General features: G+C 72.1%; 25 protein-coding genes. 12 read left to right on the top strand and 13 right to left on the bottom strand.

What is annotated here, in order from left to right; genetic code table 11:
- The first annotated feature begins 154 nt into the window (after positions 1 to 154).
- A complete protein-coding gene (locus AC07CM_RS35480; RefSeq protein WP_478880592.1) occupies positions 155 to 727 on the top strand; it encodes a flavin reductase family protein in 573 nt (190 codons plus the stop codon).
- A 91-nt stretch (positions 728 to 818) separates the two neighbouring features.
- On the opposite strand, the gene AC07CM_RS35475 is transcribed toward AC07CM_RS35480, so the two are convergent.
- Positions 819 to 1,673, bottom strand: coding sequence for a sigma-70 family RNA polymerase sigma factor (locus AC07CM_RS35475; protein WP_478880591.1), 855 nt, complete (start codon positions 1,671 to 1,673; stop codon positions 819 to 821).
- A 90-nt stretch (positions 1,674 to 1,763) separates the two neighbouring features.
- Entirely contained in the window at positions 1,764 to 2,201 is a 438-nt protein-coding gene (arfB, locus tag AC07CM_RS35470) for an alternative ribosome rescue aminoacyl-tRNA hydrolase ArfB (RefSeq protein ID WP_478880590.1), read from the bottom strand.
- Between the two features lie 154 nt (positions 2,202 to 2,355).
- On the opposite strand from arfB, the gene AC07CM_RS35465 reads away from it, so the two are divergent.
- The 4 genes from AC07CM_RS35465 to AC07CM_RS35450 all read left to right on the top strand — a co-directional run bounded on the left by AC07CM_RS35465 (position 2,356) and on the right by AC07CM_RS35450 (position 6,359).
- On the top strand, positions 2,356 to 2,931 hold the full coding sequence (locus AC07CM_RS35465) for a TerD family protein (protein ID WP_478880589.1): 576 nt from the start codon (positions 2,356 to 2,358) through the stop codon (positions 2,929 to 2,931).
- A 142-nt stretch (positions 2,932 to 3,073) separates the two neighbouring features.
- Positions 3,074 to 4,012 carry a bifunctional GNAT family N-acetyltransferase/NUDIX hydrolase gene (locus AC07CM_RS35460; RefSeq protein ID WP_478880588.1) on the top strand — a complete coding sequence of 313 codons (939 nt, stop codon included), beginning with the start codon at positions 3,074 to 3,076 and terminating at the stop codon, positions 4,010 to 4,012.
- A 7-nt stretch (positions 4,013 to 4,019) separates the two neighbouring features.
- Positions 4,020 to 4,493 carry a hypothetical protein gene (locus AC07CM_RS35455; protein ID WP_478880587.1) on the top strand — a complete coding sequence of 158 codons (474 nt, stop codon included), beginning with the start codon at positions 4,020 to 4,022 and terminating at the stop codon, positions 4,491 to 4,493.
- Positions 4,494 to 4,802: 309 nt separating this feature from the next.
- Entirely contained in the window at positions 4,803 to 6,359 is a 1,557-nt protein-coding gene (locus AC07CM_RS35450) for a M4 family metallopeptidase (RefSeq protein WP_478880598.1), read from the top strand.
- 36 nt (positions 6,360 to 6,395) lie between these two features.
- On the opposite strand, the gene AC07CM_RS35445 is transcribed toward AC07CM_RS35450, so the two are convergent.
- Positions 6,396 to 7,790, bottom strand: coding sequence for a M1 family metallopeptidase (locus AC07CM_RS35445; protein WP_478880586.1), 1,395 nt, complete (start codon positions 7,788 to 7,790; stop codon positions 6,396 to 6,398).
- Between the two features lie 66 nt (positions 7,791 to 7,856).
- Here AC07CM_RS35445 and AC07CM_RS35440 point away from each other — a divergent pair, with 66 nt between their 5' ends.
- Positions 7,857 to 8,357 carry a hypothetical protein gene (locus tag AC07CM_RS35440; RefSeq protein WP_478880585.1) on the top strand — a complete coding sequence of 167 codons (501 nt, stop codon included), beginning with the start codon at positions 7,857 to 7,859 and terminating at the stop codon, positions 8,355 to 8,357.
- Between the two features lie 4 nt (positions 8,358 to 8,361).
- Here the strand turns inward: AC07CM_RS35440 and AC07CM_RS35435 are convergent, their stop codons facing one another.
- A complete protein-coding gene (locus tag AC07CM_RS35435) occupies positions 8,362 to 9,051 on the bottom strand; it encodes a pentapeptide repeat-containing protein (protein WP_478880584.1) in 690 nt (229 codons plus the stop codon).
- A 140-nt stretch (positions 9,052 to 9,191) separates the two neighbouring features.
- Here AC07CM_RS35435 and AC07CM_RS35430 point away from each other — a divergent pair, with 140 nt between their 5' ends.
- From AC07CM_RS35430 to AC07CM_RS35420, 3 genes are all read left to right on the top strand, one after another.
- Positions 9,192 to 10,352, top strand: coding sequence for an NAD(P)-binding protein (locus tag AC07CM_RS35430; RefSeq protein WP_478880583.1), 1,161 nt, complete (start codon positions 9,192 to 9,194; stop codon positions 10,350 to 10,352).
- 68 nt (positions 10,353 to 10,420) lie between these two features.
- Positions 10,421 to 11,395, top strand: coding sequence for a zinc-binding dehydrogenase (locus AC07CM_RS35425; RefSeq protein ID WP_478880582.1), 975 nt, complete (start codon positions 10,421 to 10,423; stop codon positions 11,393 to 11,395).
- A gap of 65 nt (positions 11,396 to 11,460) precedes the next feature.
- Positions 11,461 to 12,975, top strand: coding sequence for an MFS transporter (locus tag AC07CM_RS35420; RefSeq protein ID WP_478880581.1), 1,515 nt, complete (start codon positions 11,461 to 11,463; stop codon positions 12,973 to 12,975).
- On the opposite strand, the gene AC07CM_RS35415 is transcribed toward AC07CM_RS35420, so the two are convergent.
- Genes AC07CM_RS35415 through AC07CM_RS35405 form a run of 3 tightly spaced genes read right to left on the bottom strand, consistent with a single transcriptional unit; the run spans position 12,964 to position 15,574 of the window.
- On the bottom strand, positions 12,964 to 13,446 hold the full coding sequence (locus AC07CM_RS35415) for an N-acetyltransferase family protein (protein ID WP_478880580.1): 483 nt from the start codon (positions 13,444 to 13,446) through the stop codon (positions 12,964 to 12,966). The two genes, AC07CM_RS35420 and AC07CM_RS35415, sit on opposite strands and share 12 nt — an antisense overlap.
- Positions 13,447 to 13,493: 47 nt before the next feature.
- Positions 13,494 to 14,900: an NAD(P)/FAD-dependent oxidoreductase gene (locus AC07CM_RS35410; protein WP_478880579.1), complete on the bottom strand. Its 1,407-nt coding sequence runs from the start codon at positions 14,898 to 14,900 to the stop codon at positions 13,494 to 13,496.
- Entirely contained in the window at positions 14,897 to 15,574 is a 678-nt protein-coding gene (locus AC07CM_RS35405; RefSeq protein ID WP_478880578.1) for a rhomboid-like protein, read from the bottom strand. Before AC07CM_RS35405 ends, AC07CM_RS35410 begins: the two co-directional genes overlap by 4 nt.
- 10 nt (positions 15,575 to 15,584) lie before the next feature.
- On the opposite strand from AC07CM_RS35405, the gene AC07CM_RS35400 reads away from it, so the two are divergent.
- The 3 genes from AC07CM_RS35400 to AC07CM_RS35390 are packed head-to-tail and all read left to right on the top strand — an operon-like array spanning position 15,585 to position 18,795.
- Entirely contained in the window at positions 15,585 to 16,478 is an 894-nt protein-coding gene (locus tag AC07CM_RS35400) for an aminoglycoside phosphotransferase family protein (protein WP_478880577.1), read from the top strand.
- Between the two features lie 59 nt (positions 16,479 to 16,537).
- Positions 16,538 to 17,707, top strand: coding sequence for a right-handed parallel beta-helix repeat-containing protein (locus AC07CM_RS35395; RefSeq protein WP_478880576.1), 1,170 nt, complete (start codon positions 16,538 to 16,540; stop codon positions 17,705 to 17,707).
- Between the two features lie 59 nt (positions 17,708 to 17,766).
- On the top strand, positions 17,767 to 18,795 hold the full coding sequence (locus tag AC07CM_RS35390) for a methyltransferase (RefSeq protein ID WP_478880575.1): 1,029 nt from the start codon (positions 17,767 to 17,769) through the stop codon (positions 18,793 to 18,795).
- An 87-nt stretch (positions 18,796 to 18,882) separates the two neighbouring features.
- Here AC07CM_RS35390 and AC07CM_RS35385 read toward each other — a convergent pair whose 3' ends face one another.
- From AC07CM_RS35385 to AC07CM_RS35360, 6 genes are read right to left on the bottom strand one after another with little or no spacing between them, the layout of a single operon-like run.
- Positions 18,883 to 19,206 (bottom strand): TcmI family type II polyketide cyclase, encoded by a 324-nt coding sequence (locus tag AC07CM_RS35385; protein ID WP_478880574.1) that lies wholly within the window; start codon positions 19,204 to 19,206, stop codon positions 18,883 to 18,885.
- Positions 19,207 to 19,228: 22 nt separating this feature from the next.
- The gene (locus AC07CM_RS35380) at positions 19,229 to 19,708 is read right to left on the bottom strand and encodes an SRPBCC family protein (RefSeq protein WP_478880573.1); all 480 of its coding nucleotides are present in this window, start codon (positions 19,706 to 19,708) and stop codon (positions 19,229 to 19,231) included.
- A gap of 1 nt (position 19,709) precedes the next feature.
- Positions 19,710 to 19,964: an acyl carrier protein gene (locus AC07CM_RS35375; RefSeq protein WP_478880572.1), complete on the bottom strand. Its 255-nt coding sequence runs from the start codon at positions 19,962 to 19,964 to the stop codon at positions 19,710 to 19,712.
- Between the two features lie 22 nt (positions 19,965 to 19,986).
- Entirely contained in the window at positions 19,987 to 21,231 is a 1,245-nt protein-coding gene (locus tag AC07CM_RS35370; RefSeq protein WP_478880571.1) for a beta-ketoacyl synthase N-terminal-like domain-containing protein, read from the bottom strand.
- Positions 21,228 to 22,496 (bottom strand): beta-ketoacyl-[acyl-carrier-protein] synthase family protein, encoded by a 1,269-nt coding sequence (locus tag AC07CM_RS35365; protein ID WP_478880570.1) that lies wholly within the window; start codon positions 22,494 to 22,496, stop codon positions 21,228 to 21,230. The genes AC07CM_RS35370 and AC07CM_RS35365 overlap by 4 nt, the downstream gene beginning before the upstream one ends.
- Positions 22,493 to 22,885, bottom strand: coding sequence for a cupin domain-containing protein (locus AC07CM_RS35360; protein ID WP_478880597.1), 393 nt, complete (start codon positions 22,883 to 22,885; stop codon positions 22,493 to 22,495). The genes AC07CM_RS35365 and AC07CM_RS35360 overlap by 4 nt, the downstream gene beginning before the upstream one ends.
- Positions 22,886 to 22,903 lie beyond the last annotated feature (18 nt).

Here is a 22,903-nt window from a genome sequence, read left to right as displayed (position 1 = left end):
CCGCGGCCAACTCCCCACCCATCACACCCGGTCAACGGCCCATCCGATCAAACGGACACGCCACTAGCGAGTGAACCTGACCAAGCCCTACTAGGACCCGGTTCGGGCGGAGGGCCGATGCGGCGCGCGCGGTGCGGAGATTAGCGTTTCCGGCGTGCTGAAGACTCCCTCACCCACCGCCACCTCTGCTTCCGGGCATGCTGAGGGGGTGAGCAACGACGAGTTCCGGGCCGCGATGTCCCGGCTGGCCGCGGGCGTGGTCCTGGTGACCGCGCAGGAGCCGCCGCTGGATCCGGACGACCCGACCGCGCCCGGCGTCGAGGACGTCGGCATGACCGCCACCGCCTTCATGTCCGTCTCGCTCGACCCGCCACTGGTGCTGGTCAGCCTGCGTACGGGCGCCCGCATGGACGACCTGCTCGACGAACAGCCGCTGTGGGCCGTCTCGGTCCTCGCCGAGAGCCAGCGCCAGATCGCCGGGCGGTTCGCCATGAAGGGCCGCATCAGCGACCGTCTGCTCTTCGAGGACCTCCCCTGCGTCCGCGGCGAGGCCACCGGGGCCCCGCTGGTGGGCGGGGCGCTGGCCACCCTGGAGTGCCGAACCGAGCAGCGGGTGGCGGCCGGTGACCACACGCTCGTCATCGGCCGGGTACTGACCGCGCGAGTGCCGGGCGCGGAGGGCGGGCCGCTGATGTATTTCCGCGGCCGATACCGGCAGTTGGGGTAATCGGGCGCCGTGGAATTTCCGTGGTTCCGCCCTGACGGCCGCCTGAATGCGCGCGCATGACACTTCGTCCGAAAGAGATAACCGCCCGGAATTAGGGCCTGTCCCGGATCGGCTCGATGCCGAGTGCCGCCAGGTGCGCCGGGTCGGTCAGGATCTCGATGACGGCGATGCGGTCGCGTACGAAGGTGAAGACGAGGGCCCGCTCGGGGCGGCCGTCGGCCGTCAGGACCACCAGACCGGTCACGCCGTCGATCAGGGCGGGGTGCGCGACACGGGCGAGGTGGGCGTAGCCGGCGGCACCGGAGGCGACCGCCCCGGCGCCGGCCGTCACCCCGGCCTCGCTGCGGGCCACCACGTCCGGGTCGAGCACGCTCAGCAGGCCGTCGAAGTCGCCGTCCCGGGCGGCGGCCAGGAACGCGCCGACGACCTCCCGCTGCCGGGCCAGAGCGGCGTCCGCGGGTTCCGCGCCCCGCACCCGGCGCCGGGCCCGGCTGGCGAGCTGCCGGGTGGCCGCCTCGCCGCGGCCGAGGATGCCGGCGACCTCGTCGAACGGCACCGCGAACAGGTCGTGCAGCACGAACGCGAGCCGCTCGGGGGGTGTGAGGGTGTCCAGCACGACGAGGAGGGCGATTCCGACCGAGTCGGCGAGCAGGGCGTCCTCGGCGGGGTCGGGTGCGGCGGACGGCGCCGGCCGCCAGGTCTCCAGCGGCTGCTCGGCCCGGGAGCGGCGGGAGCGGAGCATGTCCAGACAGACCCGGCCGACGACCGTGGTCAGCCAGCCGCCGAGGTTCTCCACCTGCCGGTCGCCGGACCGGCTGAGCCGGAACCACGCCTCCTGCACGGCGTCCTCCGCCTCGGCGGTGGACCCGAGCATGCGGTGGGCGACGGCCCGCAGCCGGCTCCGGTGCGCCTCGAACCGCTCCGCGAGAAAGTCGTTGTCACTCATCGGGGCCCGCCTCTTCTCCGTCCCGTTCCGTCGTCTCTCACTTCGGTGACGGATCGGAAGCCGGAGGTGTGACAGGGCCGGGCGGCGCCGCTATCCCCAGTCGCGGCCCGTGCGGCCGCGCTTGGTTTCCGAGCGCTGCTTCTTCTGCCGCAGTCGCCGCTCGTTGATGCCGCGCGGGATGCGGGTGGGCCGGCGGGGCTTGGGCGGGGGTGCGGTGGCCTCGGCGAGGAGGGCGGCGAGGCGTACGGCCGCGGCCTCGCGGTTGCGCCACTGGGAGCGGTGCTCGGAGGACCGTACGACCACGACGCCGTCCACCAGGCGCCCGGACAGGCGTTGCAGCGCCCGGTCCTTCCACACCTGGGGAAGCGCCTCGGTGCGCGCGAGGTCGAAGCGCAGCTCCACCTGCGAGTCGCTGGTGTTCACGTGCTGCCCGCCGGGCCCGGAGGACCTGGAGAAACGCCACATCAGCTCGGCCTCGGGCAGCGAGACCGAGCCGCGGATGAGATAGGGCCCGGACATGCATCCCATGTTCCCGGCTCCGCCCGCCTCACGTCACCCGGTTTTCGTGGCGGGTAAAAAAGGTAAAGCCATCCGGAACCACCGGGACCCCCCTCGACGTTCTCCCGGGTGACGGTAGCTTCATCGGCACAGATACACGGATATCAAGGAAGGGACTCCCAACATGGCTGTAAGCCTGTCCAAGGGTGGCAACGTCTCGCTCACCAAGGAGGCTCCGGGCCTGACCGCCGTCACCGTGGGCCTCGGCTGGGACGTCCGCACCACCACCGGCACGGACTTCGACCTGGACGCCTCGGCGATCGCGGTCAACACGCAGGGCAAGGTCTACTCCGACGCCCACTTCGTCTTCTTCAACAACAAGCAGACCCCGGACAACACCATCGTCCACACCGGTGACAACCGCACGGGTGAGGGCGCCGGCGACGACGAGGCGATCAACGTCAACCTGGCCGCGCTCCCGGCCGACGTCGACAAGATCGTCTTCCCGGTCTCCATCTACGACGCCGAGAACCGCGGCCAGAACTTCGGCCAGGTCCGCAACGCCTACATCCGCATCGTCAACCAGGCCGGCGGCGCCGAGATCGCCCGCTACGACCTGTCCGAGGACGCCGCCACCGAGACGGCCATGGTCTTCGGCGAGCTGTACCGCAACGGCGCGGAGTGGAAGTTCCGCGCGGTCGGCCAGGGCTACGCCTCGGGCCTGGTCGGCATCGCCCAGGACTTCGGCGTGAACGTCTGACCGCCACACCAGCGGCAGGAGCCCCGGGCCACGACCGAACGCCGTGACCCGGGGCTCCGGCGTGCCGACCCCGCTCGGCCCGGGGCAGCCGCAGGGCCGTAATCCCGTGGGGCTCGGGCCGCTTGCGCGTTACCTTGCCCGCGTGATTCTCGAACAGCTGACTCCGCATCGCGGGATCCCGGCCCCGCTGCTCACCGAGCTGACGGCGCTGTACGCCTCCAACCGTGAGTTCCTCGCGCTCAGCGGGGATCTTTCCGACCCGGACGTCGTGCGTCCCGAGCAGGTGGCCACCGTGCTGGCCGACGAGCTGGTCCAGCCGGATGCCGAGGTGCTGCTGGCCCGGGCCGAGGGGCGGCTGGTCGCGCTCGTGATCACACTGGCCCGGCACCCGGACCCGGCCGACCCGGACCCCTGGATCGGGCTGCTGATGGTGGACGCGTCCGCGCAGCGGCAGGGCTACGGCCGGCGGGTCGCCACGCTGGTGGAGGAGCGCTTCCGGGCCGCCGGCCGGCAGGCCCTACGGCTCGCCGTGCTCGAGAACAACCCCAGGGCACTGGCCTTCTGGACCGCCCTCGGCTACGACACGATCGACCACCGCCCCGACCGCGCCCTGGGCCGCCCCTGCGCCGTACTGCGCAAGGTGCTGCGCACACCCCGGGAGGCGGCCCGGGTCGCCGTGGTCGACCCCGAGGGCGCGGTGCTCCTGTTCCGGTACGACAACGCCGAGGTCGGCGTCCACTGGGCGCTGCCCGGCGGGGGCCTGGACCCGGGTGAGACGCCACGCGAGGGAGCCCGGCGCGAACTGCTCGAGGAGACCGGCTGGGACGACCTGGAGCCGGGCCTCCTGCTGTGCACCTGGGAGCACGACTTCACCCGCATGGGCATCGCCGTCCGCCAGCACGAGCACATCTACGTCACCCGGGGCCCGCACCGCGAGCCCGCGGGCCCCCAACTGGCCGCCGCGCACGCCGCCGACGGCATCCTCACCTGGCGCTGGTGGAGCCGGCCGGAACTGGCCGAAGAGGCGGAACCGGTATGGCCGCCGGACCTCGCCCGGCTGCTGGACGAGTGGGAGGGCTGAGCACCGCATGGAGTGGACGACGCTCGCCGCCACCGGGCTCGGCGCCGCGGTCGGGGTCGGTTCGACACTGCTCGCCGACCGGGCCCGCTGGCGGCGCGAGAGCATCGACCGCACCCGGCGGGAACGCCGGGACATCTACGTCACCTGTCTGACCAGGTACCGGCTGGCGTACGAGGCCATGCACACGGTCGCCACGGCACACCGCGCCGGTCCGCCGGCGGACCGGGACGCGGCCGTCCGGGAGGCGTTCCGCGCCTCGGGCTGCGACGAGGTCCGGGAAACCGCGCTGCTCTGCGCCCCCGAGGAGATGACGGCCGTCACCGAGGACGTCTACTCCTCCCTGCGCGCGCTGCTGGAGGTGTTCGCGGCGGGCGATCCTCCGCTGGAGACACCGGAGTTCCAGGAGCACCGGCTCAGGCACGCGCGGGCCGTGTGGGCGGCGCGGGCGGCGATGCGGGCGGAGCTGGCCCGCGAGGTGTGACGCCCGACGCCTCAAGTGCGCTGGAAACAGCGGGAGTTGATCAACCAGAGCGCGTCCGCATAACGGATTTCGTGGCACGGCTTTCGGATACGAACGCGTAAAGTCTTGTCGGCGCCCTGTCAAACGGACCGTTGCCGATGCCACCCTCTCCTCACCCGCCGCAACTCTGTGCATCCCCTGTTCCCCACCTGTGTCCCCGACCCCACGGGGACCAGTGACGAAGGAGATCGAGTGAGACAGCAGCCCCACGCGTCCCGCACCTCCCGCAAGGCCGCCGTACGCGCCGCCGCCCTGGTCGGCTCGGCCGCGATGGTCGTCCTCGCACTGCAGAACAGCCCCGCCGGCGCCGCCCCCACGCACACCCCCGGCGCCACGGCCCTCCCGCTCAGCGCCACGGCCCGCGCCGCCGCCCTGGGTTCGGCCCAGGCGCACGCCGGTGCGGCGGCCCGTGAACTCGGGCTCGGCGCGAAGGAGAAGCTGGTCGTCCGGGACGTGGTCAAGGACGCGAACGGCACGGTCCACACGCGCTACGAGCGCACGTACGCCGGTCTGCCCGTCCTCGGCGGCGACCTGGTCACCCACGTGGCGAAGAACGGTGCGCTCAAGGGCGTCAGCAAGGCGGCCAAGGCCCGGATATCCGTGCCCACCACCACCGCGGCCGTCTCCCCCACGAACGCGAAGAAGACCGCCCTCAAGTCCTCCGGCACCGCGAAGGCCACCGCCTCGACCTCCCGCAAGGTCGTCTGGGCGGCGGGCGCCAAGCCGGTCCTCGCCTACGAGTCCGTGGTCAAGGGCGTCCGGCACGACGGCACGCCGAGCGAGCTGCACGTCATCACCGACGCGCAGACCGGCAAGAAGGTCTACTCCTACGAGGCGATCGACACCGGAACGGGCACCAGCCGGTACAGCGGCACGGTCACGCTCGGCACCACCGCCTCCGCCTCCGGCGGCTACGACCTGATCGACGGCGGCCGCGGCGGCCACAAGACCTACGACCTGAACGGCGGCACGAGCGGCACCGGCGCCCTCTTCCACGACGCCGACGACGTCTGGGGCGACGGCACCGTCACCAACCGCCAGACCGCCGCCGTCGACGCCGCCTACGGCGCCGCCGTCACCTGGGACTTCTACAAGTCCGCGTTCAACCGCAACGGCATCGCGGGCGACGGCAAGGCCGCCTACTCCCGTGTCCACTACGGCAACGCGTACGTCAACGCCTTCTGGGACGACAGCTGCTTCTGCATGACCTACGGCGACGGCACCGGCAACGCCGACCCGCTCACCTCGCTCGACGTGGCCGGCCACGAGATGAGCCACGGCCTGACCGCGGCCACCGCCAAGCTCAACTACAGCCGCGAGTCCGGCGGCCTCAACGAGGCCACCTCCGACATGTTCGGCACCTCGGTGGAGTTCTTCGCGAACAACGGCTCGGACGTCGGTGACTACCTCATCGGCGAGAAGATCGACATCAACGGCGACGGCACCCCGCTGCGCTACATGGACAAGCCCAGCAAGGACGGCGCGTCCGCCGACTACTGGTCGAAGTCGGTCGGCCGCCTCGACGTGCACTACTCCTCGGGCGTCGCCAACCACTTCTTCTACCTGCTGAGCGAGGGCAGCGGCGCCAAGACGATCAACGGCGTCTCCTACAACTCCCCCACCTACAACGGCTCCACCGTCACCGGCATCGGCCGGGCCAAGGCCGACCAGATCTGGTACAAGGCCCTGACCACGTACTTCACGTCGACCACGAACTACGCGGGCGCCCGCGCCGGCACCCTGCAGGCCGCGGCCGACCTGTACGGCTCGGGCAGCGCCGAGTACAACGCGGTGGCGGCGGCCTGGAAGGCGGTCAACGTCAACTAGCCGCACGCGGGGACAGCGCGCAGGCCGGGCCGCCCGTCACGGGTGGTCCGGCCTGCCGTCCCCGTACAGCCAGTCCTTCCAGATCTCGCCGAAGTCCTTGTCCGGGGCCTTCTTCTCCACGTACGCGGTGAAGTCGGCGGTGCTCGCGGTGCCGTGGCGGTGGGCGGCGGCCCAGCCCTGGACGATGTCGTAGAAGGTGTCGTCGCCGACCTTCCGGCGGATCTTCTGCAGGACCATCGCGCCGCGCTGGTAGACGGGACTGTCGGAGATGTGCGCGGCGCCGGAGGGCTTCGCCGGCGGGAAGGCCCACACGGCCTCGTCGTCGTCCTCGTACAGGTCGGTGAAGGTCTGCTGAGCGCTCCTGCCGCCGTGGTCCTCCTCGTACAGCCACTCCGCGTACGTCGCGAAGCCCTCGTTGAGCCACATGTCCCGCCAGCTCCGGGGGGTGACCGAGTCACCGAACCACTGGTGGGCGAGTTCGTGGACGAGGGTGCCGGTGTCGAATTGGTCCCCGGGGAAGACAGGCCGGTTCTGGGTCTCCAGGGCGTAGCCGGCGTCGCCCGGCCGGTCGACGATGGCGCCGGTGGAGGAGAAGGGGTACGGCCCGAAGTTGCCCTCCTCCCACTCGATGATCTCGGGGATCTTCGCGAGCACCTTCGCGCTCGCCCCGGCCTGGGTGGGGTCGACCGCGGTGAGGACCGGCAGGCCGTGCGGGCCCTTGGTGTCGGTGATGTCGTAGTGGCCGACGGCGACGGTGGCGAGGTAGCTCGCCATGGGCTGGGCGGTGTGCCAGGCGTACGTCGTACGGCCACCCCTGGTGCTCCGGCTCGTCAACTCCCCGTTGGAGACGGCCTGGAGGCCCTTCGGGACGGTGACCGTGATGTCGTAGGACGCCTTGTCCGAGGGGTGGTGGTTGCCGGGGAACCAGGCCATGGAGCCGACCGGCTCGCCGAGGGCGAGCGCGCCGTCGGCGGTGCGCAGCCAGCCCTCCTTCGAGCCGTCGGGGTCGGTGAGGGTCCGCGGGGTGCCCGAGTAGCGGACGGTGGTGCGGAACGTCTCGCCCTTGGCGAGGTCGTCGTGGGGCCAAACGGTGAGTTCCTGTCCGGCGCGGTTCCAGCGGGCCCTCCTGCCCTCGACGGTGACCGAGCCGACGTCCAGCCCGGCGAGGTCGAGGTCGAAGGCGGACAGGCCCTGGGTGGCACGTGCGGTGATGACGGCCTTGCCGGTGAGGTGACGGGTGCCAGGGGTGTAGTCGAGGGTGAGGGCGTAGTGGGTGACGTCGTAGCCGCCGTTGCCCGCCTTCGGGAAGTAGGGGTCGCGCACGCCGGAGCCGCCCGGGGTGCCGTGGACGCCGCCGCCGCACGCGGTGCCGGTGAGGGCGAGGACGGCGAGGACGGCGACGGCCGGGACAAGGCGCGCGGATCTGGACATGTCAATGATCTTAGGTGGGGACCGCACCGGGCGGGGCGGGGCGGCGGGCGTGACACCATCTCTCCCGTGCTCGACATCGGCTATGCCCTCTCCAACCGCTTCCCGGACCCGCCGCAGACCGACTACCGCCGCGCGGACGTCCACGCGCTGCGGCACGACCTGTTCTGCGGGGACGTCTACCTCGCGGACACCAAGACGGACCGGGAGCTGTCCACAGCCTGGGGATGGGTGCCGGTGCTGGACTTCGCGTGGGCACTGTGCGACATCGTGGAGCGGCTGGACCGGGACCCCCTCGGCTCCCGCGCCTCCCGCCCGCAGCGGGCGGAGCTGGACTTCACCGAGTCCACGGACCGGATGCTCTTCGAGCGCCGCTTCGGCTGGGTGGAGGTCGGGTCCGACTGGATGCCGGCCGAGGAGTCCCCGCTCACCTTCTCCCACGCAGAACTCCGCCGCGAGGCCCACGACTTCCTCCACGACCTGATCGCCGACCTGACCGACCTCCACGAGGAGCTGGCGGAGAACCCGGCGATCTGGACCCTTCAGGCGCGCTTCCCCCGGCTGCCCTGACGTCTCATCCCTCCACCCGGATCCCCAACTCCCCCGCCAGCAAGGGCGCCAGGTCGAGCAGCTGCCCGGTGCTGATCACCGCTCCCGACAACCGGTCCAGCCCCCGGGTGATCTCCAGCGGAGCGGCCCCGCGCAGGTCCACGTCCTTCAGGGTCGCGCCGCCGAAGTCGGCCTGCTTCAGGGCGCAGTCGACGAACTCGACCCGCTCCAGGCGGGCACCGGCGAAGTCCGGCTCGACCAGGACGCACGACTCGAAGACGACGTCCTTGAGCCGGGCCTCGCGCAGGTTGAGATAGTCGATCTTGCCGCCGCGGATCACGACCCGCTCCAGGACGGCGCCGTGGAGCTGGGCGCCGCCGAGGCGGGGATCGCGCACCTCGACGTCGCGGAACGTGGACTCGGCCAGGTTCGTGCCCACTCCGCGCAGGCCGGTGAGGACCGAGTCCAGGACCCGGGCCCGGGTCAGGGCCGTCTCGTCCACCGCGCAGCCGGTCAGCGCGCAGTCCATGAAGCGGGCGCCCGCGCCGTCCTGCCCCGCCAGGTCCGCCTCGCGGAACTCCAGCCCGTCGTAGTCACCGTCCGGCGCCAGCTCGCCGTCCGTCCAGGACTCCAGGGGTGGCAGCTGCACCTCCGGCCGCCGTGCGCCCTTCGGCCCTGCCCCGCCCGAACCCGTGCCCGTCGTTCTCCTCGCCATGTGCCCATGCTGCACCCCGCCTCTGACAATCCGTCCGACCTGCGGAAACCGGGGACGCTGTGGGCCGATGTCACATTTCCAGGGGTCTGTGCCGTCGTACTCGAGGACAAGGTGAACCGACTCGAGGGAGATCCCACCCCATGCACCGCATCACCGTCGTCGGCGGCGGCTTCGCCGGGCTCACCGCCGCCATCACCGCCGCCGAGGCAGGCGCCAGGGTCACCGTGTACGAGGCCCACCACACCCTGGGCGGCCGGGCCCGCACGGCAGAGGGGCCGTACCGGACGAACGAGGGCCCGCACGCCCTCTACAGCGGCGGCCCGCACTGGACCTGGCTCAGGCAGCGCGACCTGATCGGGCCGCTCGCCCCGATCCCGCCCCTGGAGGCGGCCCGGCTGCGGCTGCGCCACCACGGCGTGCTGCGCCGCACCCCGCCCTTCGCGCTGCTCAAGCTGCTGCGCCCCGGCGTCCGCCAGGCCCCCGTCGACACCGACTTCCTCAGCTGGGCGACCGGCGTCGCCGGCGAGGAGGGCGCCCGCGCGGCCGCCAACTACTCCGCCGTCGCCCTGTTCCACCACGATCCGGGCGCCCTGTCCGCGGCCTTCGTGCAGGAGCGCCTGCGCCGGGCCACCAAGCTGCCGCCGGAGGCGCACTACCCGCGCGGTGGCTGGGCGAGCGTCATCGACCGGATGGCCGCCCGGGCCTGGAACCTCGGCGTGCGGATCGAGACGCTGTCCCGGGTCGACAGCCTGCCGGCCGGCTCGCCCGTGGTGGTCGCCACCTCCCTGCCCGCCGCCCGGCGGCTGCTCGACGACGCCTCCCTGACCTGGCCCGGCGGCCGTACCGTGCTGCTCGACCTGGCCCTCACCACACGGCGCGGGGACGCCTTCGCCGTCTCCGACCTCGACGCGCCCGGCTGGATCGAGCGGTTCACCGCCCAGGACCGCACCCTCGCCCCGGCCGGCGAGCAGCTGGTCCAGGGGCAGATCCCGATCGGTCGGGGTCAGTCCCGGGCGGACGGGCTCGCGCGCGCCGAGGAACTGCTCGACCTGGCCTTCGAGGGATGGCGGCAGCGGGTCACCTGGCGGCGGGAGTCCGTGGCGGACGGCCGTACGGGGGCCGTGGACCTGCCGGGCAGCAGCTGGCGGGACCGGCCGGCGGTGGATCGCGGAGACGGCGTCTACCTGGCCGGCGACCAGGTGGCGGCGCCGGGCGTGCTGTCGGAGGTGTCCTTCAACAGCGCGGTCACCGCGGTGTCGCTGATCCTCGGCAGGCCCGCCCTTGACCTCAAGCGTGCTTGAGGTCGAAGAGTGGGCCCCGCGAGAAGCAGACGCAGACAGAAGCAGACGGAGACAGTCCGGGGGGACCCATGCACGCAGTACGCCTGTACGCCTTCGGGCCGGCCGAGAACCTGACCTACGAGGAGACGAAGGACCCGGTCCCCGGGCCCGGTGAGGTGCGGATCGCCGTGGCCGCGGCCGGGGTACACCTCCTCGACACGGCCCTGCGCGAGGGCCGGCAGGGCCCGCTGCCCGAGCCGCCCGTCCTGCCGACCGTCCCCGGCCGCGAGGTCGCCGGGGTCGTGGACGCCCTCGGCGACGGCGTGCCGGAGGACCGGCTCGGCAAGCGGGTGGTCGCCCACCTCGGCTTCGCGCCCGGCGGGTACGCCGAACTCGCCGTCACCGGCGCCGAACGCCTCCACGAACTCACCGACGCGCTGGGCTTCGCCGAGGCCGTCGCGATGATCGGTACCGGACGCACGGCGCTCGGGATCGCGCGGTTCGCCGAGCCGGGACCGGACGACGTGGTCGTCGTACCGGCGGCCGCGGGCGGCATCGGCACGCTGCTCGTGCAGTACGCCAAGAACGCCGGAGCCGAGGTCGTCGGCCTCGCGGGCGGCACGGAGAAGACGGCCCGGGTACGCGCCGAGGGCGCCGATCTCGCCGTCGACTACACCGACCCCGACTGGCCCGCCGAGGTCCGCGCCCACCTCGGCGGATCCGGCGCCACGATCCTCTACGACGGCGTCGGTGGCGCGGTCGCCCGGGAGGCCGTGGACCTGCTCGCGCCCGGCGGCCGGCATCTCGTCTTCGGCCGGTCCGCCGAGGGCATCGGGGACGAACCACGCGGGTACCTCGTCGAGGGCGTCTCCGAGTCGGTGCTCGGCCCGGAGATGCTCCGGAAGGCGGGCGGTCTGCGCGCGCTCGAACTGCGCGCCCTCACCGAAGCCGCCGAGGGCCGGCTGCGCCCGGCCGTCACCCGTTTCCCGCTCTCCGAGGCCGCCGCCGCACACCGTGCGCTCCGGACGCGCGGCACGATCGGAAAGGTGGTGCTCGAGCCATGAGGCACAAGCACGGCGACCCTGCACACGCGGATGCGACACGCCCCGAATCGTGGTCTTCTGGCCAGATGAGTCTCGGCCGAAAGGGTGAAACCCCGCCGGCGCCGGCCGGAGCCGAAGGGGCCGATCCGCACCGCTGGTGGGGGCTGGTGGTCATCGCCCTGGCCCAGCTGATGGTGGTCCTGGACGCGACGATCGTGAACATCGCGCTCCCCTCGGCACAGCACGACCTGAACATGTCCGACGGCAACCGGCAGTGGGTCATCACCGCCTACACCCTCGCCTTCGGCGGGCTGCTGCTGCTCGGCGGCCGGATCGCCGATCTCGTCGGCCGCAAACGGACCTTCGTCATCGGGCTGATCGGCTTCGCGGCCGCCTCCGCGCTCGGCGGCGCGGCCACCGGTTCCGGCATGCTCTTCGGCGCCCGCGCCCTGCAGGGCGCCTTCGCCGCCGTGCTCGCGCCCTCCGCGCTCAGCCTGCTGACCACGACGTTCACCGACCCCCGCGAGCGCGGCAAGGCCTTCGGCATCTACGGCGCCCTGGCCGGCAGCGGCTCGGCGATCGGGTTCATCGTCGGCGGCCTGCTCACCGAGTACCTGAACTGGCGCTGGTGTCTGTACGTCAACGTGCCCATCGCCGCTCTCGCGGTCCTCGGCGCCTCCGCCCTGCTGCACGACCGCCCCGGCCACGGCGACGTCCGTCTCGACGTGCCCGGCGCACTGCTCGGCTGCGGTGGACTCGTCGCGATCGTCTACGGCTTCAGCGAGGCCGAGCCGCGCGGCTGGACCGACCCGCTGGTACTCGCCCTGTTCGCGACCGGTGTCGTCCTGCTCGCCGTCTTCGTGTGGTGGCAGAGCCGCGCCCCGAGCCCACTGCTGCCGCTGCACATCGTCCGGGACCGCAACCGCGCCGGCTGCTTCCTGACCATGATGCTCGCCGTGATCGGCATGTTCGGGCTGTTCCTGTTCATGACCTACTACCTGCAGGTCATCCTCGGCTACTCGCCGGTCAGGGCGGGCCTGGCGTTCCTGCCCCTGACCGTCGCGATCATCACCGGCTCCACCCAGATATCGGCGCGGCTGCTGCACCGGGTGGCCCCGCGCATGCTCATGGTGCCGGGCATGCTCCTCGCCGCTTCCGGGCTGCTGCTCCTGACCCGGATGACGGTCCACTCCTCCTACACCGGCGAGATCCTGCCCGCCCTGATCCTGATGGGCCTCGGCATGGGCCTGACCTTCATGCCGGTGTTCGCCACCGCCACCGCCGGCGTCGACCCGCGCGACGCGGGCGTCACCTCGGCGACCGTCAACACCTCGCAGCAGGTGGGCGGCTCGATCGGTACGGCGCTGCTCAACACCGTCGCCACCACCAGCAGCGCCGCCTACATCACCGCCCATCTGCACGGCCCGGCCGAGAAGGCCGTGGTGATCCCGGCGGGCGTGGTGCACGGCTACACGGTCGCGATCTGGTGGGCGGCGGGCGTCATGCTGCTGGCGGGGCTGGTGGCGGGCCTGATGGTGACCGCCAAGGCACCCGGGCGCGGGGCACCGGCCGAGGCGCCCGTGCCGGAGTCAGTCGGCTGAGCGGCCCAGTTCGGCCAGCGCCCCGTCGGTGAGCCGGTACACCGTCCACTCGTCCTGCGGACGGGCGCCGAGGGCCTCGTAGAAGCCGATCGCGGGCCGGTTCCAGTCGAGCACCGACCACTCCAGGCGCTCGTAGCCGCGCCGCACGCAGATGCGGGCCAGCTCGGCCAGCAGGGCCCGGCCGTGCCCGCCGCCCCGGGCGGACGGGCGGACGTACAGGTCCTCCAGGTAGATGCCGTGCACCCCGCGCCAGGTGGAGAAGTTCAGGAACCACAACGCGAACCCGACGGGATCCCCGGTCCCCTCGTCCACGGCCATGTGCGCGAACACCGCGGGCCGCTCCCCGAACAGCGCCTCGCGCAGCTGGTCCTCGCTCGCCCGCGCCTCCTGCGGGGCCTTCTCGTACTCGGCCAGCTCACGGATCAGGGCGTGGATGACGGGGACGTCGGCGGGGGTCGCGGAGCGAATCATGAGGGGAGGGTAGCCAGCGGCCGCCCTCCCCTTGTCACCCGGTCGGCTCAGTGCCGGCCGGACACCCGGTCCGCGACCTGCGCGAGCCGCGAGGACCGCGTGCTCGGGTGGAGGCGTTCGCGCTGGTCGGCGGTGCGGTAGGTGGCGTACATGCCCTGGACGCCCAGCCAGCGAAAGGGTTCCGGCTCCCACTTGCGGACCTTGTGGTTCACCCACGGCAGGTCCGTCAGCTCGGTGCGGCCGGCCTGGCCCGAGTCCTGCTGGACGAGGTCGCGCAGGGTGCGGGCGGCCAGGTTGGCGGTGGCGACGCCCGAGCCGACGTAACCGCCCGCCCAGCCGAGTCCGGTGGCCCGGTCGAGGGCGACCGTGGCGCACCAGTCGCGGGGGACGCCGAGGACACCGGACCAGGCGTGCTCGACGCGCACTCCGGCGAGGGCGGGGAAGAAGCGGGTCAGGATCTCCCGCAGGGCGTCGATCGTCTCCTCCTGGGTGCGGCCGTCGTTGTCGGTCCGCGAGCCGAAGCGGTACGGCACCCCGCGCCCGCCCAGCGCGATCCGCCCGTCGGCCGTGCGCTGCGCGTACATGTAGGCGTGGGCCATGTCGCCGAGCGTCTCGCGGCCGTCCCAGCCGATGGCCGCCCACTGCTCGTCGGTGAGCGGCTCGGTGGCGATCATCGAGGAGTTCATCGGCAGCCAGGTGCGCCGCTGGCCCTTCAGGGAGGCGGTGAAGCCCTCGGTGCAGCGCAGGACGTAGGGCGCGCGGACCGTGCCGTAGGGGGTCACGGCGTGCTTGGGGCGGACCTCGGTGACCGGCGTCGACTCGTGGATGACCACACCGAGCGCCTCCACGGCCGCGGCGAGCCCCTTGACCAGCTTCACCGGGTGCAGCCGGGCGCCGTGCGGGGTCCAGGTGGAGCCCACCGCGTCGGCGACCCGGATCCGCGCCTGGGTCTCCCGGGCGCCGTACAGCTCGCGGTCCTTCTCGCCGTACGACAGCTCGTGCTCGTGGAACGCCTTCAGCCGGGCCAACTGGGCGGGCGTGGTGGCCACTTCCAGCACCCCGCCGCGGTGCACGTCGGCGTCGACGCCCTCCGCCTCGGCGACCGCGACGACCTCGGCCACCGTGTCGTTCATCGCCTTCTGCAGGCGTACGGCGGCCTCGTGGCCGTGCAGCTTCGCGTACCGGTCGCGGCCCGCGATGCCGTTGTACAGCCAGCCGCCGTTGCGGCCGGAGGCGCCGTAGCCGCAGAACTTCTGCTCCAGGACGGTGATCCGCAGGAAGGGAGCGGCCTTCTTCAGGTAGTACGCGGTCCACAGGCCCGTGTAGCCGCCGCCGACGATGACGACGTCGGCGGACGCGTCACCGGGCAGCGGCTCCCGGACCGCCGGGAGACCGTCGTCCGCGTACCAGAAGGAGATGCCGCCGTTGACGACACTGCTTGCCGAGCTGCTCATGCGCGGACGTTAACCCACAGAGCAGCCAGTGTCTCCTTCGGATTCCATGCTTTTCCGCGGCCTCTGACCAGCGGATAACACCCCAGGCCGATCAGTACGGACAGGAAGTGCCCGAAGTCGGTGAAGGTGCGGCCGGCGGCCAGCGGGACCGCGTAGAACGCGAGCAGAGCCGCCAGGTACGCGTACCGCCAGGGCGCCGCGATCCGGTAGGTGAGCACCGCCATCACACCGGCCAGCGCGTAACTCACGCCGATGTCCAGGGTGTTGACCGCCGAGTGCGGGGCGATGCCGTCGTTGATCGCCTTCAGCAGGGCGAGCTCGCTGATCAGCGTGGCGAACACGTGCGCGGCCACGCACACCGTCAGCCAGCGCGGGGTGCCGAGCCAGCGTTCGGCCGGGGCGTGGAAGACGGTGTAAAGGACGGCGTACGGCAGCCAGTGACCGCCGTCGATCCACATCGCGCTGGTGATCAGCACCCGGACCGGGTTGCGCGACAGCTCGTGGATGTTGGTCGAGCGCTGCCGCAGGAAGTCCTGCTCGAAGGCGGGCGACATGTGGTGCAGGGCGACGGTGGTGAAGAACAGGATCAGCAGCCAGACGTACGCGCCCGGGGCGCTGCGGACATAGCCCACGACCGCCCGGAGCCCACGCCGAAATCGGATGACCCGTTTCACAGACGTCAGTATGGTCGGCAAGGTGATCGAGGTGCCTGGCGAGCTGGCCGCTTCTCAGGAGAAATTCAACGGAGAGGCGGGGCGGGCGTTCGTCGCGGACCTGCCTCGGCGGGCCGAGGAGTTCCTGGGCCGCTGGGAGCTGCGGATCGACGGGCCCGCCATGTACGGGGTGGCCGCCCTGGTCCTGCCGGTGCTCCGGGCCGACGGCAGCCGGGCCGCGCTCAAGATGCAGCTGCTCGACGAGGAGAGCGCGGGCGAGCCCTTGGCCCTTCGGGTGTGGGACGGGTACGGGGCCGTACGGCTGCTGGAGCACGACGAGCCGACCTGCACCCTGCTGCTGGAGCGGCTGGACGAGGGCCGCATGCTGACCGGGGTGCCGGACGCGCGCGAGGCCGTCCTCGTGATCGGCGCGCTGCTGGCCCGGCTGACGTCCGTGCCGGCCCCGGCCGGGCTGCGCCGTCTGGGGGACATCGCGCGGGCGATGCTGGACCGGGTCCCCCGGGCGCTGGAGCGGACGCCGGACCCGGCGGACCGCCGGCTGCTCGTGGACTGCGCGGCCGCCGTCCGCGAGGTCGTCGCCGAGCCCGGCGACCGGCTGCTGCACTGGGACCTGCACTACGACAACGTCCTGGCGGCCGACCGGGCGAAGTGGCTGGCCATCGATCCGAAGCCGCTGGCCGGCGACCCCGGCTTCGACCTGCTGCCCGCGATCGACAACCGCTACGACCCGGCCGGGACCCGCTGGCGCTTCGACGCCCTGACGGACGCGCTGGGCCTGGACCGCGAGCGCGCGCGGGCGTGGACACTGGGGCGGGTCCTGCAGAACTGCCTGTGGGAGCTGGAGGACGGCAGGCCCCTGGAGAACGTGCAGCTGGAGATCGGGCGGGCACTGCGCCACGGCTGACACGCCGCCGGATGGCCGATCCGACCGATAAGGAATTAATCGGTCATACCGTACGCGATATGAAGAGATGTCACCTCGCCTATCTCGCGTGCACCGCGGCCCTCGTCGGCTCCGGACTGGGCGCGGCCCCCGCGGCGGCCGCCCACGGGATCCTGGTCGTCCACCCGGGCCAGTCCATCCAGAAGGCGGTGGACTCCGCGCAGGCCGGAGACACCGTCCTCGTGCTCGCCGGCACTTATCACGAGAGCGTCAAGATCGGCACGCCCCGGCTGACGCTGCGGGGCGTGGGTCCCGGGACGGTGATCAAGCCCGACGGCACGAAGCCCGCCCCCAAGCCCTCCAAGGCGAAGGCCGGGAAAGCCGGGAAGGCCGGGAAAGCTGGGAAAGCCGGGAAAGCTGGGAAAGCCGGGAAGGCCTCGAAGGGCGCGAAGGCCGCCAACAGCTGTGCCGAGGGCGGCAACGGCATCTGTGTGGTGGGCACCAAGACCAAGAACGTCGAGGGCGTGACCGTCTCCGACCTGACCGTGACCGGGTTCAGCCGGACCGGCGTGTTCGGCATGGCGACGGACGGCATGACCGTGCGCCGGGTGTACGCCGTCAAGAACGGGGTCTGGGGCATCGCCCAGGAGCGGTCCGTGCGCGGGGTCTTCAAGCACAACTACGCGAGCGGCAACGGCGACGCGGGCCTGTTCCTCGCCAACACCATCAAGGAGGAGGCCGGCGCCTACGACGCGGCCCAGACGCTGGTGGCGTACAACCGCCTGGAGGGCAACCGGATCGGCGTCACCGTCCGGCGGCTGCGCAACGTCACCGTCGCGGGGAACTACGTCACCGGCAACTGCGCCGGGGTGTTCGTCGTCGGCGACGAGAACAAGCCGAAGGCCGGCCACGTGGACGTGGCCGACAACCGGATCGCGCTGAACAACAAGTCCTGCCCGAAGACCGAGCGGCTGCCCGCGCTCCAGGGCTCCGGCATCGTCCTGACCGGCACCGAGAAGAACCGGGTGACCGGGAACCTGGTCACCGGCCACTCCGGCAAGTCGCCGCTGTCCGGCGGCATCGTGCTGTTCAAGAGCTTCGTGGGCGTGACCAGCGACGAGAACGTGATCGAGGGGAACACGGTGGAGAACAACTCCCCGGCGGACCTCGTGAACACGGAGACGAAGGGCAAGGGCAACACCTTCCAGCTCAACTCCTGCCGGGCCTCCAGGCCCGCGGGTCTCTGCTGACCGCCCGACCACTGCCCCTGCGGGACCGACGAAGGCCGAAGAAAGAGAGAGGGCGGCAGATGACGTCCGCTGAAACAGCCCCACCGCCTCCCATGCGGCTGCGCGAACTCGTGTTCGGCGCGGCCTGTGCCGCCGCCGTCCGGGCGGCCGCCCGGCTGGGCGTCGCCGACGCCCTCCAGAACACCCCGATGGCCGCCGAGGACCTCGCGGCCGCGGTCAAGACCGAACCGAAGCCGCTGCGCCGGCTGCTGCGGGCCCTGTCCTGCTACGGCGTGTTCGCCGAGCGGCCGGACGGCACGTTCGCGCACACCGAGATGTCCCGGCTGCTGCGCGAGGACGACCCGAACAGCCTGCGGGCCATCGCCCTGTGGTGCACCGAACCCTGGACCTGGGACGCCTGGCCCAGGCTGGACGAGGCCGTGCGCACCGGCAGGAACGTCGTGGAGGACCTCTACGGCAAGGAGTTCTTCACCTACCTCAACGAGGACGCACCGGAGTCCGCGGACGTCTTCAACCGCGCGATGACCCGCTCCAGCGAGCAGTCGGCGCGGGAGGTCGCGGCCCTGCTGGACCTGTCCGGGGCCAAGTCGGTCGCGGACATCGGCGGCGGTCAGGGGCACGTGGTGGCGTGTCTGCTGGACAAGTACCCGCAGATGCGGGGCAGTCTGCTCGACCTGCCCCGGGTGGTCGAGAACGCCCTGCCGCGGCTGCGCGAGGGCGGCGACCTCGCCGGCCGTGCCCGGATCGTGCCCGGCGACGTCCGGGAGGCGATCCCGGTCCAGGCCGACGTCTACGTCATCAAGAACATCCTGGAGTGGGACGACGAGAGCACGGCGCGGGCGCTGCGCAACGTCGTGGAGGCGGGCGGCCCGGGCACCCGGGTCGTCGTCATCGAGAACCTGGTGGACGACACCCCCTCGATGCGCTTCAGCACCGCCATGGACCTGCTGCTGCTCCTCAACGTCGGCGGGGCCAAGCACACCACCGACTCCATGGTGGGCAGGCTGACCTCGGCGGGCCTGCTCGTGGACGACATCAGCCCGGTCAACCCGTACCTGCACGCGTTCGACTGCCACGTGCCCGGGTGACGGGGCACCCGCACACAGGCCACCGGCCGCCGGGCCCGCGACGCTGCGGGCCCGGCGGCCGGTGGCCGTCCGGGGGTGCGGTACGGATCAGCCGCGCTCCCAGACGTAGAAGCGTTGTGCCATCGCGTCCTTGGGAGATCTCCAGGTCTCCGGGTCGTACGCGCTGACGTACGCCGACAGGCGCTCGCTGACGCCCCGGAACTCGGGGTGTTCCGTCACCTTGGCGATGGCGGGTCCCGGCTCGCGCTCGGACTCGATGAGGTGCATGTACACATCGCCGAACTGGAAGAGGCTGCGCCGTACGACACCGACGAGGTGCGGCAGCTCTCCGCGGTCGGACTCCTCGAACACCTTGGCGATGTCCGGGGCGGAGCCCGGAGCCATCCGGGCGACGATCAGGGCCTGGTGCATGGGTGTCGGTCCTCCGTCCGGTTCAGTCGGCCAGGGCCGGGGCCGGCCGCTGTCCGGCGGCGGCCTTCTGGATCTTGTCCCGGATGAGGGCCATCTGGACCTTGGAGTTCTTGTTGATGTTGTCGGTCATCCAGTCGTCGTCGACCGGGGCGTCCGGCTTCATCGCGAAGTCCTGCGTCCAGACCATGCGGGTGCCGGACGGGACCTCCTCGTACTGCCACACGATGTCCATGTGGGCGAAGGGGCCGGTCTCCACGCGGCGGGCCCGGACGGTGAGGTTGTCGCGGTCGGGCTCGCGCTCGGAGACCCAGCTCCAGACGGTGCCGTTCTCGTCCGGGTGCATGGTCAGCCGGAACGTGGTCTTCCGCCCCTCCCGGGAGAGGACCTCGACGGAGGCGTACTCGCTGAACAGCTGCGGCCAGCGCTCCAGGTCGTTGGTCATGTCCCAGACCAGGTCCAGCGGCGCGGCGATCGTGATCTCGTTCTGGGTGTGTCCTGCCATCTCAGGCTCCTGCCATCAGGGTGCTGTTGACGAGGTTGAGGAACTGCTCGGGCGTCTTGCAGCGCTCCGCGTCGACCGGCATCGGGGTGCCGTGCGTGTTCTCCAGCTCGCCGACGATGCCGAGCAGGCCCAGCGAGTCGACGCCGAGGACGTCGAAGCCGGTGTCCGGCTTGTCCTGGAGCTGCTGCGGACTGACGGTGACCCCGGCGGCCTTCTTCATCAGCGCGGCGAGTTCTTCCACGGTGATCTGGGACATGCGCTTTCCTCCTTTGCTGTGCTCACTGCGTGGCGCCGTGCCGCAGCACCAGCGCCGAGTTCGATCCCATGAGCCCCCGGCTGAGCACCAGCGCCGTACGCAGTTCGGCGGCGCGGGCGCGGCCGGTCACGAGGTCGAGGTCGTGGCAGACGTCGAAGACGTTCGGCGTCGGCGGGATCAGTCCGTGCTCCATCGCGAGGACTGCGGCCGCGGAGTCCAGCACGGGCGCCGCGCAGTAGCCCCGGCCGATGCCCGTCTTCGGCGCCGTGACCGGCACCCGGGCGCCGTGCGCGCCGAGGGCGTCGGCGAGCGCCAGCGCCTCGGCCCGGTCCGCCTCCGGCACCCCGAGGGCGTCGACGAAGACGACGTCGACCTCCTCGGGAGCGCAGCCGGCCTCGTCCAGGGCCTGCCGGATCGCGTGGGCCAGGCCGTCCCGGGACTCCGCCCAGCGGGAGGCGCCGGTGAAGGTCGCCGCGTGCCCCGCGACGAACGCCCGGACCTCCGCACCGCGCTCGCGGGCGGACCGCTCCGCCTCCACGACGAGCATCGCGCCGCCCTCGGCCGGCACGAACCCGCAGGCGGAGTCCGTGAACGGGCGGTAGGCGCGGGACGGGTCGGTCTCGACGCTCAGCTCCTCGTAACCGAGCTGGCAGACCATCGAGTACGGCGCCAGCGGCGCCTCGGTGGAGCCGGCCAGGATCACGTCGGTGCCGCGCCGCACCGCCCGTGCCGCGTGCGCGAGGGCGTCCAGGCCGCCGGCCTCGTCGGAGGCGACGACCGAGCAGGGGCCCTTGAACCCGCGACGGATGGAGATCTGACCGGTGCTCGCGGCGTAGAACCAGGCGATGGACTGGTACGGGCCGACGAACCGGCTGCCCTTGCCCCACAGTTGCTGCAGCTCGCGCTGGCCGAACGCGCCGCCGCCGGACCCGGCGGCGGTGACCACCCCGATGGAGTACGGCTCCTCGGAGGTGTCGGCCTGCCCGAGCCGGGCGTCGTCCAGCGCGAAGTCGGCCGCGGCCATGGCGAAGTGCGTGAACCGGTCGGTCTGGACGAGGAACCGCTCCTCGATCGTCACGCCCGGGTCGAAGGCGCGGACCTCGCCGGCCACCTTCAGCGGAAGGTGCTCACAGCCCTCGCGGGTGACCCGGTCGAGGACGCTGAGGCCTTCCTGGGTGGCCTTCCAGAAGGTGTCGGTGCTGGTGCCGTTGGGCGCGACCACCCCGATGCCGGTGACGGCCGCGCGTCGGTCGAGCGGTTCGCTCATCGTGTCCTCTCCCTCGTCCGGGTCAGGACCACGGCGGACTGGAAACCCCCGAACCCGCTGCCCACGGACAGGACGCCGTTCAGCTTCCGTTCGCGGGCGACGCGCGGGACGTAGTCCAGGTCGCACTCGGGGTCGGGGGTCTCGTAGTTCGCGGTCGGCGGTACGACCTGCTTGGCGAGGGCCAGCACACAGGCGACGACCTCGATGGCCCCGATCGCCCCGAGGGAGTGCCCCACCATCGACTTGATGGAGCTCATCGGGGTGTCGTAGGCGTGGTCGCCGAGCGCCCGTTTCACGGCCGCCGTCTCGTGGCGGTCGTTCTGCCGGGTGCCGGAGCCGTGCGCGTTGACGTAGTCGATGGCCGTCGGGTCGAGCCGCGCGTGGTCGAGTGCCAGGTCGATCGCCCGGGCCATCTCCAGGCCCTCGCTGGTCAGACCGGTCATGTGGTAGGCGTTGCCGAAGGTGGCGTAGCCACCCAGTTCGCAGTACACGTGCGCGCCGCGGGCCCGCGCGTGTTCCAGCTCCTCCAGGACGAGCACCGCGCCGCCCTCGCCCATGACGAACCCGTCACGGTTGTTGTCGAAGGGACGGGAGGCGTGTGCGGGGTCGTCGTTGTTCGGGGACGTCGCCTTGATCGCGTCGAAGCACGCCATGGTGATCGGGGAGATCGGCGAGTCCGAGGCGCCGGCTATGCAGACGTCGGCCCGGCCCTCCTCGACCGTGTGGAAGGCGTACCCGACCGCGTCCAGGCCCGAGGTGCAGCCCGTGGAGACGGTCTGCACCGGCCCCTGGGCGCCGAAACGTTCCGCCACCGCGGAGGCGACCGTGCTCGGCGAGAACGCCCGGTGCAGATGCGGCTCCGCCTCCCGGGGGTCGACGTCCCAGCGCTGCCCGCGATGGCTGACCAGGACGTAGTCGTGCTCCAGACGGGTGGTGCCGCCGACCGCGGTGCCCAGCGAGACCCCGATCCGCCAGGGGTCCTCCCGGGCGAGGTCGAGACCCGAGTCCCGGACCGCCTCGTCCCCGGCTACCAGGGCGAACTGGATGTACCGGTCCGCCCGCGCGACCTGTTCCGTGTCCAGGCCGTGCGCCGCCGGGTCGAAGTCGCACTCGGCGGCGATCCGCGACCTCAGCCCCGTGGGGTCGAAGAAGGTGATGCCCCGCGTCGCGGTCCGGCCGTCGGCAAGCAGATCCCAGAATGCCGGTACGCCGATGCCGCCCGGAGCAACGATGCCTATGCCAGTGACCGCCACGCGCCGGGTCATGACCGGACCCGACCCCGGTCGGCCGCGCATGCGGCACCTGCTTCGGCCGGCTCGGTGACCACCGCGGCGGCCCCGATGACCTCCGTCTCCTCGGTGTCGACGTGGCCCAGCTGCGGCCGCGGGGCCAGCGGGCCGAGGTGGAAGACGATCCGCGCCTCCACGTTGCCGACGTTGCGGAAACGGTGCCGCATGTGGGCGGGGATCATCAGACCCTGCTCGGGCCGCAGCGGATGCGGCTCACCGTCCAGGTCCACCTCCAGCTGCCCGCAGACGACGTAGACGAACTCCTCGGAGTAAGGGTGGTAGTGCTCACCGATGCGGTCACCGGGCTGCACGATGGCCACGCCCATGAAGCCGCTGGTGGAGCCGACGGTGGCCGGGGTGAGCATGGCGCGCAGGTCGCCACC

The organism is Streptomyces sp. NPDC044061, from assembly GCF_056434305.1.
This window is presented reverse-complemented; position numbering and strand designations above follow the sequence as displayed.